Source organism: Reyranella sp., from assembly GCF_050185545.1.
Lineage (GTDB): Bacteria > Pseudomonadota > Alphaproteobacteria > Reyranellales > Reyranellaceae > Reyranella.
In genome coordinates, this window is sequence record NZ_JBFWZI010000020.1 from 2207 (window position 1) to 16257 (window position 14051).

Below are 14051 nucleotides of genomic sequence, written 5' to 3' on the forward strand. Positions count from 1 at the left end.
CGCGGCGATGAACTTCGGCATGCAGGGCATGCCCGAGCACGACCTGCGCTACGACATGGCCGACGAGTACATGGAGGTGTGCCGCGGCCTGTGGGGCTCGTGGGAACCCGGCGCCATCGTTGCCGATCGCAAAAGCGGCGTGCTGGTCGATCACACCAAGGTTCATGCCGTCAATTACAACGGCAAGTACTTCAGCACGCGCGGCCCGCTCAACTCGGGTCCGGCGCCGCAGGGCCAGCCGGTGATCGCACAGGCCGGCGGCTCACCACGCGGCCGCAAGTTCGCCGCCGCCCATGCCGACACGATCGTCGTGCACGCCAAGGGCGTCGAGGCGATGCGCACCTACCGCGACGACGTGCACAAACACATGATCGCGCAGGGCCGCAAGCCGTCGGATTGCAAGATTCTCTACCTGATCAATCCGATCCTCGGCGAGACCATGGACGAGGCCCAGGAGCGCAAGCGCAAGCGCGCGTGCCTGGCCCTGGAGCATATCGACGAGCGCCTGGCGCATTTCGGCAAGGTGACCAACATCGATTTCGGCAAGTTCGATCTCGACAAGCCTCTGCCCGACCAGGTCACCACCAACGGGCACCAGGCGAACCTCGAGCAGTTCCGCAAGATGGCGAATGGCCGGTCGATTCGCGAAACCATGGCAAGCTTCAACGCCGTCGACTATTCGGTCGAGCTGGTCGGCACGCCCGACTCGGTCGCGGCGCGCATGGGCGAGGTGATGCAGGAGGTCGGCGGCGACGGCTATCTCTTCGCGATGCCGAACGTCAACCGCCGTACCCTGGCCGAAATCGAGGACGGCCTAATCCCAGCCCTGCAGGATCGCGGCCTGGTGCGCACCGCCTACGAGCACGCCCAGTTCCGCGACAACCTGCTGGCGTTTTAGCTAAGCCATTGGAATAATTGAATCTTTACGGCGCGACGCCGAAGCCGGCGCGCTGGATCGCCTTGGTGATGGCAGCGACGTCGGCGCCTTCCGGCAGGCGCATCTCGCCACTCTTGAGATCGACGGAAATCGGCGCCGTGCCGGCGCCCGTGGCGGCACGGGTGACGGCCTTGACGCAGCCGTCGCAATCCATGCCGGTGACCTTCAGGATGAGTTCTCGAGGCATGTGATATAGCTACGCGCCCGCCGGCCCCGCCGGCAAGAGCGAAATGGGAACCCCGGTGAGCGGCGACATCGACGATTTTCGGAAACTGCTGGCCAAGGTCGGCAACGGCGAGACGCTGGCCATCGACGAGGCCGAGCGCGCCTTCGACATCATGACCAGTGGCGACGCTACGCCGGCGCAGATGGGCGCCTTCCTCATGGGCCTCAAGGTGCGCGGCGAGACAGCCGAGGAGTTGGCCGGCGGGGCACGGGCGCTGCGCGCCAAGGCGCACACGGTGCGCGCACCCGAAGGCGCCATCGACATCGTCGGCACCGGGGGCGATCACCATGGCACCTACAACGTCTCCTCATGCTCGGCCTTCGTCGTCGCCGGCGCCGGCGTCCCGGTCGCCAAGCACGGCAACCGCGCCTTCACCTCGAGATCGGGCGCCGCCGACGTTCTCGGCGCCCTGGGGATCGGGCTCGACCTGCCGATCGAGAAGCTCGAGCGGGCGCTGGTCGAGGCCAATGTCTGTTTCCTGATGGCGCCGCGCCATCACAGCGCCATGCGCAACGTTGCCGGGCCGCGCGTCGAGCTGGCTCCCAACCGCACGATCTTCAATCTGCTGGGCCCGATGTCGAACCCTGCCCTGGTCAAGCGCCAGCTGGTCGGGGTGTTCGATCGCCGCTGGCTCAAGCCCGTCGCCGAGGGCCTGCACCAGCTCGGCCTCGAGCGGGCGCTGGTGGTGCACGGCCAGGACGGCATGGACGAGCTCACCACGACGACCATGAGCTGGGCCGCCTCGCTGGAGAACGGCACGGTCAGGGAAATCGAGATCGCGCCGGAAGACATCGGCGTCCGCCGGCCGGCGATGGACGAGCTGAAGGGAGGCGACGCCGCTCACAACGCCCAGGCCATCCGGAAGGTGCTGGCGGGCGAGAAGAGCGCATTTCGCGACATCGTCGTGCTGAACAGCGCGGCGGCTCTGATGGTGGCGGGCAAGGCCGCGGACTTGAGGCAAGGTGCCGAGCTTGCCATCCAGTCGATCGATTCCGGCCGGGCCTCGGCCGCTCTCGCCACCTTGCAGAGGATCTGCGCATGAGCGACACGTTGGACGCCATCGTCGCCGACAAGCGGAAGCACGTGGCTGCGTGCGTCGCGCGGCGGCCGCTCGCCGAGGTCGAGGCCCGCGCCAAGGCGGCCGATGCGCCGCGCGGCTTCGCGACGGCGCTGAAGGCCGCCATCGCCGCCGGCCGCTATGGCCTGATCGCCGAGATCAAGAAGGCCTCGCCGAGCAAGGGCCTGATCCGCCCGGACTTCGATCCGCCTTCCCTCGCCCGCGCCTACGAGCGCGGCGGCGCCGTCTGCCTGTCCGTCCTCACCGACGAGCCATATTTCCAGGGCAAGGACGAATTCCTCACCCAGGCGCGGGCCGCCTGCCGGCTGCCGGTCCTGCGCAAGGACTTCATGATCGATCCCTACCAGGTGCCGGAAGCGCGCGCGCTGGGCGCCGACTGCATCCTGCTGATCATGGCCTGCCTGGACGATGGCCAGGCGGCCGAGCTCGCCCGCCTCGCCCATCAATGGGGCATGGACGTGCTGGTCGAAGTCCACGACGCGGCCGAGCTCGACCGCGCCTTGCGCATCGAGAGCGATCTTGTCGGCATCAACAACCGCAATCTCAAGACCCTGGCGGTCGATCTTGCGACCACCGAGCAGCTCGCCCTGCATGTCCCGAAGGACCGCGTGCTGGTGGCGGAGAGCGGCCTCGGCACACCGGCCGACCTGCAGCGCATGGCCAGGGCCGGCGCCTCGGCGTTCCTGATCGGCGAAAGCTTCATGCGCAAGCCGGACGTCGAGGTGGCGGTGCGGCGGCTGCTGGCGCGCGAGGCGGCATGAGTCGCAAAACGCTCACCCATTTCGACGACACTGGCAATGCCCGCATGGTCGATGTCGGCGCCAAGGACGTCACCGAGCGCATCGCGGTGGCGCGGGCCAGCGTCATCATGCAGCCCGCCACCCTGAAGCTGATCGCCACGAAGAAGGCGGCCAAGGGCGATGTGCTCGCCGTCGCCCAGCTCGCCGGCATCATGGCGGCCAAGCGCACGCCCGACCTCATCCCGCTCTGCCATCCGCTGGCGCTGAACTCCGTCGACGTCCAGCTTTCGATCGACACCAGGCGCAAGGCAGTCGACATCGAGGCGACCTGCAAGCTCAAGGGCCGCACCGGGGTCGAAATGGAGGCGCTGACGGCGGCCTCGGTTGCCGCACTCACCGTTTACGACATGTGCAAGTCGGTCGATCGTGGCATGGTGATCTCCGACGTCCGGCTGGTGCACAAGTCGGGCGGCAAATCCGGAACCTACGACGCCCCCTGATGCTTTCCGTTCGCGACGCCCATGCCCGCATCGTTGCGGCTTTCGATGCCTTGCCGGCCGAGATGGTCTCGGTGGCCGACGCCGCCGGCCGCGTGCTCGCCCAGCCGCCCCGGGCGCGCCTCACCCAGCCGCCGGCCGATCTGTCGGCGATGGACGGCTATGCCGTCCGGGCCGCCGACGTGCCGGCCGCACCGACGACGCTCAAGCTGGTTGGCCAGGCGCCGGCCGGCGGCTCCTACGACCACGCGCTCGGCCCCGGCGAGGCCGTGCGCATCTTCACCGGCGGCCCGCTGCCGATGGGCGCCGATTCCATCGTCATCCAGGAGGATACCAAGGCCGACGGCAAGACCGTCACTGTGCTGGAAGCCCCGCGCCCTGGCCGACATGTTCGCAAGGCCGGCCTGGATTTCACGGCCGGCGACCAGCCCTTCGCCCCAGGGCGTACCCTGACCACGCGCGACGTGGCCCTGGCGGCCGCGATGAACCTGCCCTGGCTGTCGGTCCATCGCAAGCCGCGCATCGCGATCCTGTCGACCGGCGACGAGCTGGTGATGCCGGGCGAGCCGATCGGCCGCAACCAGATCGTCTCCTCCTCGGGCATCGCGGTCGCGGCGCTGATCCGCGCGTGGGGCGGCGAATCCACCCTGTTCGACATTGCCCGCGACGACGCGAAGCTGATCGAGAACCGGATTGCCGCCGGGGCGCAGCACGATCTGCTCATCACCCTGGGCGGCGCCTCGGTTGGCGACCACGATCTCGTCCAGGACGCGCTCAAGGCCCAAGGCTTCACCATGGATTTCTGGCGCATCGCCATGCGTCCGGGCAAGCCGCTGATGTTCGCCGCCCGCGAGCGCGCCCGCGTCCTCGGCCTGCCCGGCAATCCCGTGTCGACGATGGTCTGCGCACTGCTGTTCGTGAAGCCGGCGATGGAACGCATGCTCGGCCAGGCCGGCGATCCGGTCGCCACCACAGCCGCCAGGCTCGCTGTCGACGTGAAGCAGAACGACCAGCGCGAGGACTATGTGCGTTCCAAGCTGACGCGGAGCGCCGACGGGGCGCTCATCGTCGAGCCCCATCCCGTCCAAGACAGCTCCATGCTCTCGGTTCTCGCCTGGTCGTCCGGCCTGCTGGTGCGCCCACCGCATGACCCGGCGCGCAAGGCCGGTGCCGAAGTCAAGGTGATCGACTTCGCCGCGCTATCTGGGTTGTTCTAGGCCCACACTATCCACACCCCTGTTATCGGGTAGCTGGAAAACTTGACCGGGAATCGGAACTAAACTAGAACATGTGTCTAGTTTCAGGTTTTGTTCCGAAATCTTGCAGCCTGGCTGGGGAGAACAAGGTGCTTACCCGCAAGCAAAATGAACTGCTGATGTTCATCAACAAGCGGCTGAACGACGACGGCGTGTCGCCGTCGTTCGACGAAATGAAGGAAGCGCTTCGGCTGAAGTCCAAGTCGGGCATCCACCGGCTCATCACCGGGTTGGAGGAGCGCGGCTTCCTGCGTCGGCTGCCGCATCGCGCGCGGGCGCTGCAGGTGCTCAAGCTGCCCGATGCGGCCGCCATGCCGGCGATGAACGTGACGCCGCTGATTTCCCGCAGTGGCCTGAGCGAAGGCCGTGAGGCGTTCGTTCCGCAGGTCATCCGCAGCGAGCGCATGCCGCTGGCCGGAGCTGTCGCGGTCGCTCACGAGGCGCAGGCGCTCAGCCTGCCCCTCTACGGCCGGATCGCCGCCGGCACGCCGATCGAGGCGCTGCGCGACAATTCCACGACGGTCGACGTTCCCGTCGCCCTGCTGAGTTCCGGGGCGCACTACTGCCTCGAGGTGCAGGGCGACTCGATGATCGAGGCCGGTATCCAGAACGGCGACATCGCCATTATCAAGAGCACCGACACGGCGGAAAGCGGCGACATCGTCGTGGCCTTGATCGACGACACCGAGGCGACCCTGAAGCGCCTGCGCAAGAAGGGGGCGTCGATTGCCCTCGAACCTGCGAACTCGATCTACGAGACCCGAATATTCGGTCCTGACAGAGTCAAGATCCAGGGCCGTCTGGCCGGCCTCTACCGCCGCTACCACTAGAATCCATGCCGCCCCGATGGAACCGCTTGCGGTTCCATCGCGAATGAGAAATTGGCCCGCGTATCTCCACCGGACTGCGGACCATACACGTCTGCCAACGCTGATCGGGTCACGCGATCTCAATCCTGACGCCCTTCCTGAATGTCCGCGCACGACGGTCCGGGACTGTCAGCACAAGAACAAGCAAGGTCGGCGCGCTGATCATCGGCCGCCGGGCGCCCCACCGAGGGGCGTCTCCCGTCAGAGGAGCGCCGCACATGCGATACGTTGTCGGCTTGATGATGGTGGCCTTCTTTCTGGGCGGCGTAGGCCTGTTTGCCGTGGGTGTACGCGAACTGACCCGCCGGTTCGGAGCCCGCCGCCGCCTCCGGTCGGCCGAGGGCGAGATTGTCCGAATCGAGAAGCGCCAGGAGATCATGGACTCGGACAGCGGAAGGACCGCTGACTTCGACTATCCGGAGATCAGGTTCCGTACCGGGTCGGGAGGCGACAAGACCTTCATTTCCGAAATCGGCGCCGGTGCCCGGACTGCGCGCTACGCCATCGGCCAAAAGCTCACCGTGCTCTACGATCCCGACGGCGAACTTCCGCCCATGATCGACTCGTGGGCGGCCATCTGGATGCCGAACCTGATTCGAACAATCGCTGGCCCCATCTTCATTTTCGGCGCGCTGTTCATCTACTAGGCGTTCGGAGACAGGATTCTGGGACAGTAGAACCGATCCCGCCACGGCGACCCTTTCGATTCGGGGCCAGCCCGAGACCGAGGCCGCCGGCGACTCGGACCAACTGGTCTTGGCAACCAGCCGGCGAGTGCGGACTTTCGTCTTGACGACATCAAAACTTAAAGACGACTGGCCGCTATCGGGCTCGACCGCTGGCCTACACTTTGCGCCACGACTAGGCGCCCGGCGGCTTCACCGGAATTGCCTGGCGCGACGGGCTGTTGGGCACCCAAGGCCGATCGCCTCGGTGCGCATTGGTCGTTTCGCGGCGCACGCCAAGCTCGTTGAGCCACAAGGCGTGGGCGCCGTCGCGCCAGGCATCACGTCGATCGATCACCAGCCGCGGCCCGCGGCAGCGTGCCTGGGCGTCGACGGTCGAGAGCACGATGTCGGCGTTGGCGCACGCATCCCCCACCCGCCGGTCGTCGCTGACCAGGGCGATCCGCCATGGCCCCTTGCGCCAGCGGCACAATCCCGACTGGCAGCCCAGGCCGGCCGCCTCCTCGCTGGCGCTGACTGTCCAGCGCCTGGCGCCTTCCTGGCCGCTGCGGCGCGCCCAGGCCTCGCTGACGAAGCGGTCGGTCCGCGCCGACGCCATGTGGACCACGCCCTTGTCGTCGCGCAGGCCGAGCACGCGACCATCCTCGCTCATCAGCAGGTCGGGCGCGGACGGCGGCGGCAAAAGCAGGCCGACGACAACGACCGGCAATCCCGCGAAGCGCCAACGGCGGCGCCAGAAGCAGAACCACAGCCCGCCGACCGTGAGCAGCCACAAGCTGGCGCTCGGCAGCGACGGCACCAGAGTTGCAGCGTCCGGCCAACCGGCGACGTGGCGGGCGATGGCGTTCAGACCCTCGACGCCCCAGCCCATCGGGACCAGCGCGAAGCGTTCGAGGCCGAACGGCATCAGCAGCATGGCCAGCAAACCCCACGGCATGATCCAGAAGCCGGTAAGCGGCACGCCGAGCAGGTTGGCGGCGACGCCCAGCAGCGACAGCCGGTTGAAGTGATAGGCCGCGAAGGCGCCGGTGGCGGCCGAGGCGATCAGGGTCGTCGCCAGGCTGGCACCGACCGCCGCCAGAACGCGCCACAGCCAGCGATGGGAGGATTGCTCGGCCCGCTCATGCAGCCGGCGTCGCCAGCCTGCTGCAGCTTCCCAGGCGGCGATCAGGGCGATCACGGCGGCAAAGGACATCTGGAACGAGGCACCGGTCAGCGATTCCGGCGCTGCGATGAGAACGATCACGGCCGACCAGGCGACCAGCCGGAGCGACAGCGCCGTGCGGTCGAGCAGCACGGCGATCAGGGCGAAGCAGGCCATGGCGCAGGCCCGCTGCGCCGGTACCGGCGCGCCGGCCAGCGCGGTGTAGAAGACCGCTGCCGCGAAGGCCAAGAGGGCCGCCGTCTTCTTGGCGTCGACGCGCAGCGCCAGTCGCGGGAACAGCGCGATGCCGTAGCGTACCAGTCCCATGACCAGGCCGACCACGAACACGATGTGCAGGCCCGAGACCGACAGGATGTGGGCCAGCCCTGAGTCGCGCATCGCCTGCGTGACCTCCTTGTCGACGGCCGTCTGCTCGCCCGTCAGCAGCGCGGCCACCACGCCGCCTGCCGGACCCGGCAGCGCCTGGATGATGCGTTGCGTGACTTCGGCCCGCAGTGCGTCGATCGTGCGAACGAGGCCCGAGGGTCGGCCTGCCTCGAGCACGACTGCGGGCGCCAGCGCATAGCCCACCGCCCCGAGCTGCTGGTACCAGGCGACCCTCTGGAAATCGAAGGCGCCGGGCGCCGCCGGACCGGCCGGCGGCGAGAGGTTGGCGAGCACCAGCAGGCGATCGCCGACGCGAATGGGCGGAGCGCCCTTGGACAGCGATACGCGCACACGTGCCGGCGTGAGCTCGGGGGGCGGCGCGCCATTGCCTTTTAGGCGGACCGCCTCGAGGACCACCCGCACGCCGTCGGGCAGGCGCTGAATGTCAGCGATACGGCCTTCGACGTTGATGTTGAACAGCGGGCGCGCCAGCGTCGGCGCAGCAACGCCCGCGGTGCGCCAGGTGATCAGGCCGAACCCGGCCGATCCCGCCACCAGACCAATGGCTACCGCGCGCGCCAGGCTGCCGGCCGGGGCGAGAAACACCAGCACGAGCGCGCCAACTGCCATGGCCGCGCCCAACCACAAGGCCGGCTCGCTCGGCAGCTCGAAGTAGACAGCGATGCCGAGGCCCATCGCCACCGGCAGCCATAGCATCCAGCGGCCGCGCTCGGCGTCGAACTGATCGAGGATCCAGGTGCGTGCCCCCGCCACGCCGCCTCCCGTGTTTGACAGGGCGGAAACGCTCGCCTACCGACGGCGCGCCTTTCCGGCCGAAATATCCATCAACCAGTGTTTGTAGGCTTTTTGGCTTTTTCTGGGTAGCCTTCTGGGTATCTTTGGACGGATTTCCAGCTTGATCAGCCGCGACGGACAGGGTGCGTTCCAGTCATTGCGAGACGCGCCGGACTAGGGAGTAATCCGGTCGCCCGCGATCGAACGTGACCGCTTGCTTGCAGCGATCGCTTATGTCTTGGCGTAGGCGATGCTCATGGTCTCGGCAACACAGGCCGGACGCTCCTTGCCCTCGATCTCGACGGTCCATTGGTATGTCATGCGAATGCCGCCGTTTGGCATGTCGTCGGCGGCGAGCAGCTTCTGGCGGCCGCGGATGCGCGCACCAACCTGCACGGGGCTGGTGAAGCGCACCTTGTTCGAGCCGTAGTTTATGCCATTGCGCACATTGTCGATCTTGAGCACATCCCGCCCGAAGGTGGCGATCACGGCCAGGGTAAGATTGCCGTGCGCGATGGTCTTGCCATCCGGCATGTCCGTCTTGCAGCGCTCGACATCGACATGGATCCATTGATGGTCGCCGCTTGCCTCGGCAAATGTGTTGATGCGTTCCTGTGTCATGACCAGCCAGTCGCTGACCCCCAGCTCCTGACCGACCAGCGCCTTCATCTCCTGCGGGCTCTGCACGATTCGCTTTGCCACGATGTCCTCCCTCAAGCCAACCCGGCCCGTATCCCCATCCTGCACCGTTGCCGGAACAATCACCCACCGACCTGCAACTTTGCCCAGGTGTCGCGCAGCTCGATCGTTCGGTTGAACACCAGGGCGTCCGAGCGGCTCGTCGGGTCCGGGCAGAAATAGCCCTGCCGCTCGAATTGCACGGCTTCGCCCACTGGCATCTCCGCCAACGAGGGCTCCAGCAGCGCGCCCGACAGGACTTCGAGCGAGCCCGGATTCAAGTCGGCATCCAGATCGCCATTGGTTCCCGGGTCGGGGCGGTTGAAGAGCGTACTGTACAAACGGACCTCGGCGGGGCGCGCGTCCCGGCCTGACACCCAGTGCAGGGTAGCCTTCACCTTGCGACCGTCCGGTGCATTTCCGCCGCGGCTGGCTGGATCATAGGTACAGCGCAATTCCACCACGTTGCCATCCGCGTCCTTCACGACCTGGCGACAGGTGACGAGATAGGCATAGCGCAACCGAACCTCCCGTCCCACCGCCATCCGGAAGAACTTGTTCGGCGGATTCTCCATGAAGTCGTCGCGCTCGATGAAAATCTCCCTGCTGAAGCGAAGGATGCGTGTGCCGGCGCCCGGGTCCCCCGGGTGGTTGGCGGCCTGCAGCTCTTCGACGTGGTTCTCGGGAAAATTCTCGATCACGAGCTTGAGAGGCCGCAGGACAGCCATGCGCCGCTGGGCCGCCTGGTTGAGACGGTCGCGGATAGCGTGATCGAACATGGCGAGATCGACGACGCTGTTGGCTTTGGACATGCCGATGCGCCGAACGAAGTCGCGGATCGCCTCCGGCGGCACGCCGCGGCGGCGCAGGCCTGCCAGGGTCGGCATGCGCGGATCGTCCCAGCCACTCACGATGCCGCGCCGTACCAGATCCGTCAGGTAGCGCTTGGAAAGTACGGTGTACCCGAGATTGAGGCGGGCGAATTCGGTCTGGCGGGGCCGCGACGGGACCGGCAGGTGGTCGAGGAACCAGTCGTAGAGGGGACGATGGTCCTCGAATTCCAGGGTACAGAGCGAGTGTGTGACATGCTCTATGGCGTCGGACTGGCCATGCGCGAAATCGTAGGTCGGGTAGATGCACCACTCAGTGCCGGTGCGCGGGTGAGGCGCGTGCAGGATGCGATACAGGACGGGGTCCCGCAGGTTCATGTTGCCGGAAGCAAGGTCGATCTTCGCCCGCAGCACGCAGGCACCATTCGGAAACTTGCCGGCGCGCATATCGCGAAACAGGCTGAGATTTGTCTCCACCGAACGGTCGCGATCGGCCGAAGCACGGCCCGGTTCGGTCAGCGTGCCGCGCATCGCTCGCATCTCGTCGGGGGGCGTGTCGTCGACATAGGCGAGGCCGACGCGAATGAGGTGCTCTGCCCAGTCGTACAACGTCTGGAAATAGTCCGACGCATGGTACAGATGCTCGCCCCAGTCGAAGCCAAGCCAGTGTACGTCCCGCTTGATGGCGTCGATGTATTCCTGCTCCTCCTTCACGGGATTGGTATCGTCGAAGCGAAGATGGCAGCGGCCGCCGTATTCGACGGCAAGCCCGAAATTCAGGCAGATCGACTTTGCGTGGCCGAGATGCAGATAACCGTTCGGCTCCGGTGGAAAGCGCGTGACGATGCCCTGCACCAGGCCGCTGGCGAGGTCTGCCTGGACCATGTCGCGAATGAAATCCCGGGGCTCTTCGTTCGCAGTGGCCTCCGGCATCGGCTTCTTGTCATCCATCTACCTGTCAACCTCCACACGGGCGCGTACACGAGCATTCTGCGGCCAAACCAATTGTAACACCTGTTGTTCCTTCTTGACGGATCAGCTCCGCCTTCCGATAGGTGTGGTCGATCTGCTCGGACAGCCACTGCCCGGCCGCCACATCGACGTCGGGCTGTACGGCTTTCCCCTGGTCGCCAGCTCGAGGACCTGTTGCCGCGCCTCCAGGATCGGCGGTTCGGGGCAGGTGCCGAGGGTCGTGATCGCCAGCGAGCCCCCTTCCCTGCGGCGAAATTGCCAAGTCCGGGAGATTTCGCGCTCGCCGGCCCGGATTCGGATGTACAAGCCGTTGCCGTCAGCGACGCCGCGCTCGGCCTTTCCCGGGGCAGGCTTGAGGTTGCTCAGGCGGGTGTCATTCAGGGGCATCGGATGGATGGCTCGATTGTATCGCTTGGGTGATTTTTTGGGTAACACTTCACGTCGGCCGCAGGCGAGGACTGTGCAACGGCGGCGGACGAAGAGCCCGAATGTTCCTACGTTTTGTGCACAGTCATGAACGCCTGCGGACGCCACTCTTATTCCCGACCGACATGCGGCGAAACTCGCCCGATCCCTGAACAATGACCGTCGTAACCCGCTTCGCTCCCTCGCCAACCGGCTTCCTGCACATCGGCGGGGCCCGTACCGCGCTCTTCAACTGGCTGTTCGCCCGCCATCACGGCGGCAAGTACCTGCTGCGCATCGAAGACACCGACCGGGCACGTTCGACACCGATGGCGATCGACGCCATCCTCGATGGCCTGTCGTGGCTCGGCCTCGATTGGGATGGCGACGTGACCTACCAGTTCGCCCGCGCCAACCGTCACGCCGAGGTGGCGCGTCAGATGCTGGCCGCCGGCAAGGCCTACTATTGCTACGCCTCCCCGGCCGAGCTCGAGGAGATGCGCAACGCACAGAAGCGGGCCGGCGTGCCGATCCGATACGACGGCCGCTGGCGCGATCGCAAGCCAGAGGATGCCCCGACCGGCGTGGCGCCGGTGATCCGCCTCAGGGCGCCGCAGAACGGCCAGACCGTGATCCAGGACGCCGTGCAAGGCGAGGTCACGGTCGACAATGCCGTTCTCGACGACATGATCCTGCTGCGCGCCGATGGCACGCCGACGTACATGCTGGCCGTGGTGGTCGACGACCAGGACATGGGCGTCACCCATGTGATCCGCGGTGACGATCACCTCAATAACGCCTTCCGGCAGCTTCAGATCATCCACGCCATGGGCTGGCCGGAGCCGGTCTATGCCCACATCCCGCTGATCCACGGCTCCGACGGCGCCAAGCTCAGCAAGCGGCACGGCGCGCTGGGCGTCGATGCCTATCGTGACATGGGCTTCCTGCCGGCCGCCCTGCGCAACTATCTGCTGCGGCTGGGCTGGGGACACGGCGACGACGAGATCATCTCGACCCGGCAGGCGATCGAATGGTTCGATCTGCCGGCAGTCGGCCGCTCGGCGTCGCGCTTCGACACAGTGAAGCTTACCAATCTCAACGCCCACTATCTGCGCGAGGCGCCGGACCACGAGCTGCTGCCACTCGTGCTGCCGCGCATCGAGGCCAAGATCGGCGGCGCCATCGACGCCGCCGGCCTGGAACGCGTAACGCGCGGCATGAACGGCGTGAAGCCGCGCTCCCGGACCGTGATCGAACTGGCCGACAATCTCGCCTTCTATGCGAGGAGCGGCGCCCCTCCGCTGGCGGACGACAAGGCGCGTGCGCAGCTCACGCCGGAAGCCAAGGGCGTACTGGCCGCCTTGCCGGCGGCCCTCGACAGCGAGACCGGCGATTGGAGCGAGAAGCGCCTGGAGGACGCCATCCGGCGTTTTGCCGAAGCCAATGGGCTGAAGCTCGGCCAGGTGGCCCAGCCGTTGCGGGTGGCGCTCACGGGGTCGACCGCGTCGCCCGGAATCTTCGAGGTCCTGGCCATCCTCGGCCCAGTCGAAGCCAGAACGAGATTGCTGGCCGCCAGCGGATAGAAGCATCCACCTCGCACGCGGCAGGGTCCGAGCCATGGCTCTGGGCGTCTGGTTCTAGCTTATCCTGCTCTCGGTGCTGTGGGGTGGCTCCTTCTTTTTCGCCAAGGTCGCTGTCAGCGAACTTGGCCCTCTCACCGTGGTCTTCGCGCGCGTCGCCCTGGCGGCCCTGGCGCTCGACCTCGCGCTCGCGGCCATGGGACGTGGGCTGTTCCGCTCGGGTGCACCTTGGCGGGCCTATCTCTTCATGGGGCTGCTAAACAACGTCGTCCCCTTCGGCCTCATCTTCTGGGGCCAGATCCAGATCCCGTCCGGCCTCGCCTCGATCCTCAATGCCACCACGCCGCTGTTCACGCCCATGGTCGCGCACCACCTGACCGACGATGAGACAATCGATCGGACCAAGATCGCCGCGCTGTTGGCCGGCTTGGCGGGCGTGGCCGTGCTGGTTGGTCCCGATCTGCTGATTGTCGGAAAGGGTCTGTGGGGCCAGGTCGCCTGCCTCGGCGCCGCCTTGTCCTATGCCTTCGCCGGGGTCTACGGCCGCCGCTTCCGCACCATGGGCATTGCGCCCCTCGAGGCGGCTGCCGGGCAGGTCACGGCGAGCATGGTGTTGATTTTTCCGATCATGCTGATCGTCGAGCAGCCCTGGACCCTGCCGGCCGCGCCCTCGCCCGCCGTCCTGTCGGCGCTGGCCGGCCTCGCCCTGCTGTCGACGGCGCTCGCCTATGTCCTCTACTTCCGGATTCTCGCGGCGGCAGGTGCGACCAACCTGCTGCTCGTGACGTTTCTCATCCCTGTCACCGCCATCCTGCTGGGCTCGCTCGTGCTCGGCGAGGCACTTCTTTCGCGGCAGCTTGCCGGCATGGCCCTGATCGGCCTCGGACTGGCCCTCGTCGACGGCCGAATCGGTCGCCGGCTACGCCCCGCGGAATAGCGATTTACCGGCACAATTGCGCCCTTTGAGGCGG

At 66.8% G+C, this 14051-nt stretch carries 14 protein-coding genes; 9 read left to right on the top strand and 5 right to left on the bottom strand.

Annotation, left to right across the window (positions count from 1 at the left end; genetic code table 11):
* Positions 1-898: NtaA/DmoA family FMN-dependent monooxygenase (locus AB7O82_RS07905; RefSeq protein WP_428537409.1), on the top strand; the 898-nt coding region annotated here is incomplete at its 5' end.
* A gap of 25 nt (positions 899-923) precedes the next feature.
* Here AB7O82_RS07905 and AB7O82_RS07910 read toward each other — a convergent pair.
* Positions 924-1124: a heavy-metal-associated domain-containing protein gene (locus tag AB7O82_RS07910; RefSeq protein WP_428537412.1), complete on the bottom strand. Its 201-nt coding sequence runs from the start codon at positions 1122-1124 to the stop codon at positions 924-926.
* A gap of 67 nt (positions 1125-1191) precedes the next feature.
* Between AB7O82_RS07910 and trpD the strand changes: the two genes are divergently transcribed.
* The 6 genes from trpD to AB7O82_RS07940 all read left to right on the top strand — a co-directional run bounded on the left by trpD (position 1192) and on the right by AB7O82_RS07940 (position 6250).
* Positions 1192-2205 carry an anthranilate phosphoribosyltransferase gene (gene trpD, locus AB7O82_RS07915; protein WP_428537644.1) on the top strand — a complete coding sequence of 338 codons (1014 nt, stop codon included), beginning with the start codon at positions 1192-1194 and terminating at the stop codon, positions 2203-2205.
* On the top strand, positions 2202-3002 hold the full coding sequence (trpC, locus tag AB7O82_RS07920; protein WP_428619126.1) for an indole-3-glycerol phosphate synthase TrpC: 801 nt from the start codon (positions 2202-2204) through the stop codon (positions 3000-3002). The genes trpD and trpC overlap by 4 nt, the downstream gene beginning before the upstream one ends.
* Positions 2999-3481: a cyclic pyranopterin monophosphate synthase MoaC gene (moaC, locus tag AB7O82_RS07925; RefSeq protein ID WP_428537418.1), complete on the top strand. Its 483-nt coding sequence runs from the start codon at positions 2999-3001 to the stop codon at positions 3479-3481. The genes trpC and moaC overlap by 4 nt, the downstream gene beginning before the upstream one ends.
* Complete coding sequence (locus AB7O82_RS07930) at positions 3481-4695, top strand: molybdopterin molybdotransferase MoeA (protein WP_428537421.1); 1215 nt, start codon at positions 3481-3483, stop codon at positions 4693-4695. Before moaC ends, AB7O82_RS07930 begins: the two co-directional genes overlap by 1 nt.
* A gap of 128 nt (positions 4696-4823) precedes the next feature.
* Positions 4824-5564: a transcriptional repressor LexA gene (gene lexA, locus AB7O82_RS07935; RefSeq protein ID WP_428619128.1), complete on the top strand. Its 741-nt coding sequence runs from the start codon at positions 4824-4826 to the stop codon at positions 5562-5564.
* Positions 5565-5821: 257 nt separating this feature from the next.
* On the top strand, positions 5822-6250 hold the full coding sequence (locus AB7O82_RS07940; RefSeq protein WP_428619130.1) for a DUF3592 domain-containing protein: 429 nt from the start codon (positions 5822-5824) through the stop codon (positions 6248-6250).
* Positions 6251-6464: 214 nt separating this feature from the next.
* Here the strand turns inward: AB7O82_RS07940 and AB7O82_RS07945 are convergent, their stop codons facing one another.
* The 4 genes from AB7O82_RS07945 to AB7O82_RS07960 all read right to left on the bottom strand — a co-directional run bounded on the left by AB7O82_RS07945 (position 6465) and on the right by AB7O82_RS07960 (position 11482).
* On the bottom strand, positions 6465-8594 hold the full coding sequence (locus AB7O82_RS07945) for a ComEC/Rec2 family competence protein (RefSeq protein ID WP_428619133.1): 2130 nt from the start codon (positions 8592-8594) through the stop codon (positions 6465-6467).
* 252 nt (positions 8595-8846) lie between these two features.
* Positions 8847-9317, bottom strand: coding sequence for a MaoC family dehydratase (locus tag AB7O82_RS07950; RefSeq protein WP_428537433.1), 471 nt, complete (start codon positions 9315-9317; stop codon positions 8847-8849).
* A 59-nt stretch (positions 9318-9376) separates the two neighbouring features.
* Positions 9377-11074, bottom strand: coding sequence for a glutamine--tRNA ligase/YqeY domain fusion protein (locus AB7O82_RS07955; RefSeq protein WP_428619136.1), 1698 nt, complete (start codon positions 11072-11074; stop codon positions 9377-9379).
* A gap of 84 nt (positions 11075-11158) precedes the next feature.
* Positions 11159-11482, bottom strand: a complete 324-nt coding sequence (locus AB7O82_RS07960) for an Arm DNA-binding domain-containing protein (RefSeq protein ID WP_428537439.1) — start codon at positions 11480-11482, stop codon at positions 11159-11161.
* Positions 11483-11676: 194 nt separating this feature from the next.
* Here AB7O82_RS07960 and gltX point away from each other — a divergent pair, with 194 nt between their 5' ends.
* Together gltX and AB7O82_RS07970 are read left to right on the top strand one after the other, a co-directional pair.
* Complete coding sequence (gene gltX / locus AB7O82_RS07965; protein ID WP_428619139.1) at positions 11677-13083, top strand: glutamate--tRNA ligase; 1407 nt, start codon at positions 11677-11679, stop codon at positions 13081-13083.
* 61 nt (positions 13084-13144) lie between these two features.
* Complete coding sequence (locus AB7O82_RS07970; protein WP_428537647.1) at positions 13145-14017, top strand: DMT family transporter; 873 nt, start codon at positions 13145-13147, stop codon at positions 14015-14017.
* Positions 14018-14051 lie beyond the last annotated feature (34 nt).

Excerpts from the sequence above, each read along its gene's own strand:
- AB7O82_RS07930 (WP_428537421.1), top strand. The coding sequence starts at position 3,481 with ATGCTTTCCGTTCGCGACGCCCATGCCCGCATCGTTGCGGCTTTCGAT.
- AB7O82_RS07940 (WP_428619130.1), top strand. The coding sequence starts at position 5,822 with ATGCGATACGTTGTCGGCTTGATGATGGTGGCCTTCTTTCTGGGCGGC.
- trpC (WP_428619126.1), top strand. The coding sequence starts at position 2,202 with ATGAGCGACACGTTGGACGCCATCGTCGCCGACAAGCGGAAGCACGTG.
- AB7O82_RS07960 (WP_428537439.1), bottom strand. The coding sequence starts at position 11,482 with ATGCCCCTGAATGACACCCGCCTGAGCAACCTCAAGCCTGCCCCGGGA.
- AB7O82_RS07955 (WP_428619136.1), bottom strand. The coding sequence starts at position 11,074 with ATGGATGACAAGAAGCCGATGCCGGAGGCCACTGCGAACGAAGAGCCC.
- AB7O82_RS07910 (WP_428537412.1), bottom strand. The coding sequence starts at position 1,124 with ATGCCTCGAGAACTCATCCTGAAGGTCACCGGCATGGATTGCGACGGC.
- gltX (WP_428619139.1), top strand. The coding sequence starts at position 11,677 with ATGACCGTCGTAACCCGCTTCGCTCCCTCGCCAACCGGCTTCCTGCAC.
- moaC (WP_428537418.1), top strand. The coding sequence starts at position 2,999 with ATGAGTCGCAAAACGCTCACCCATTTCGACGACACTGGCAATGCCCGC.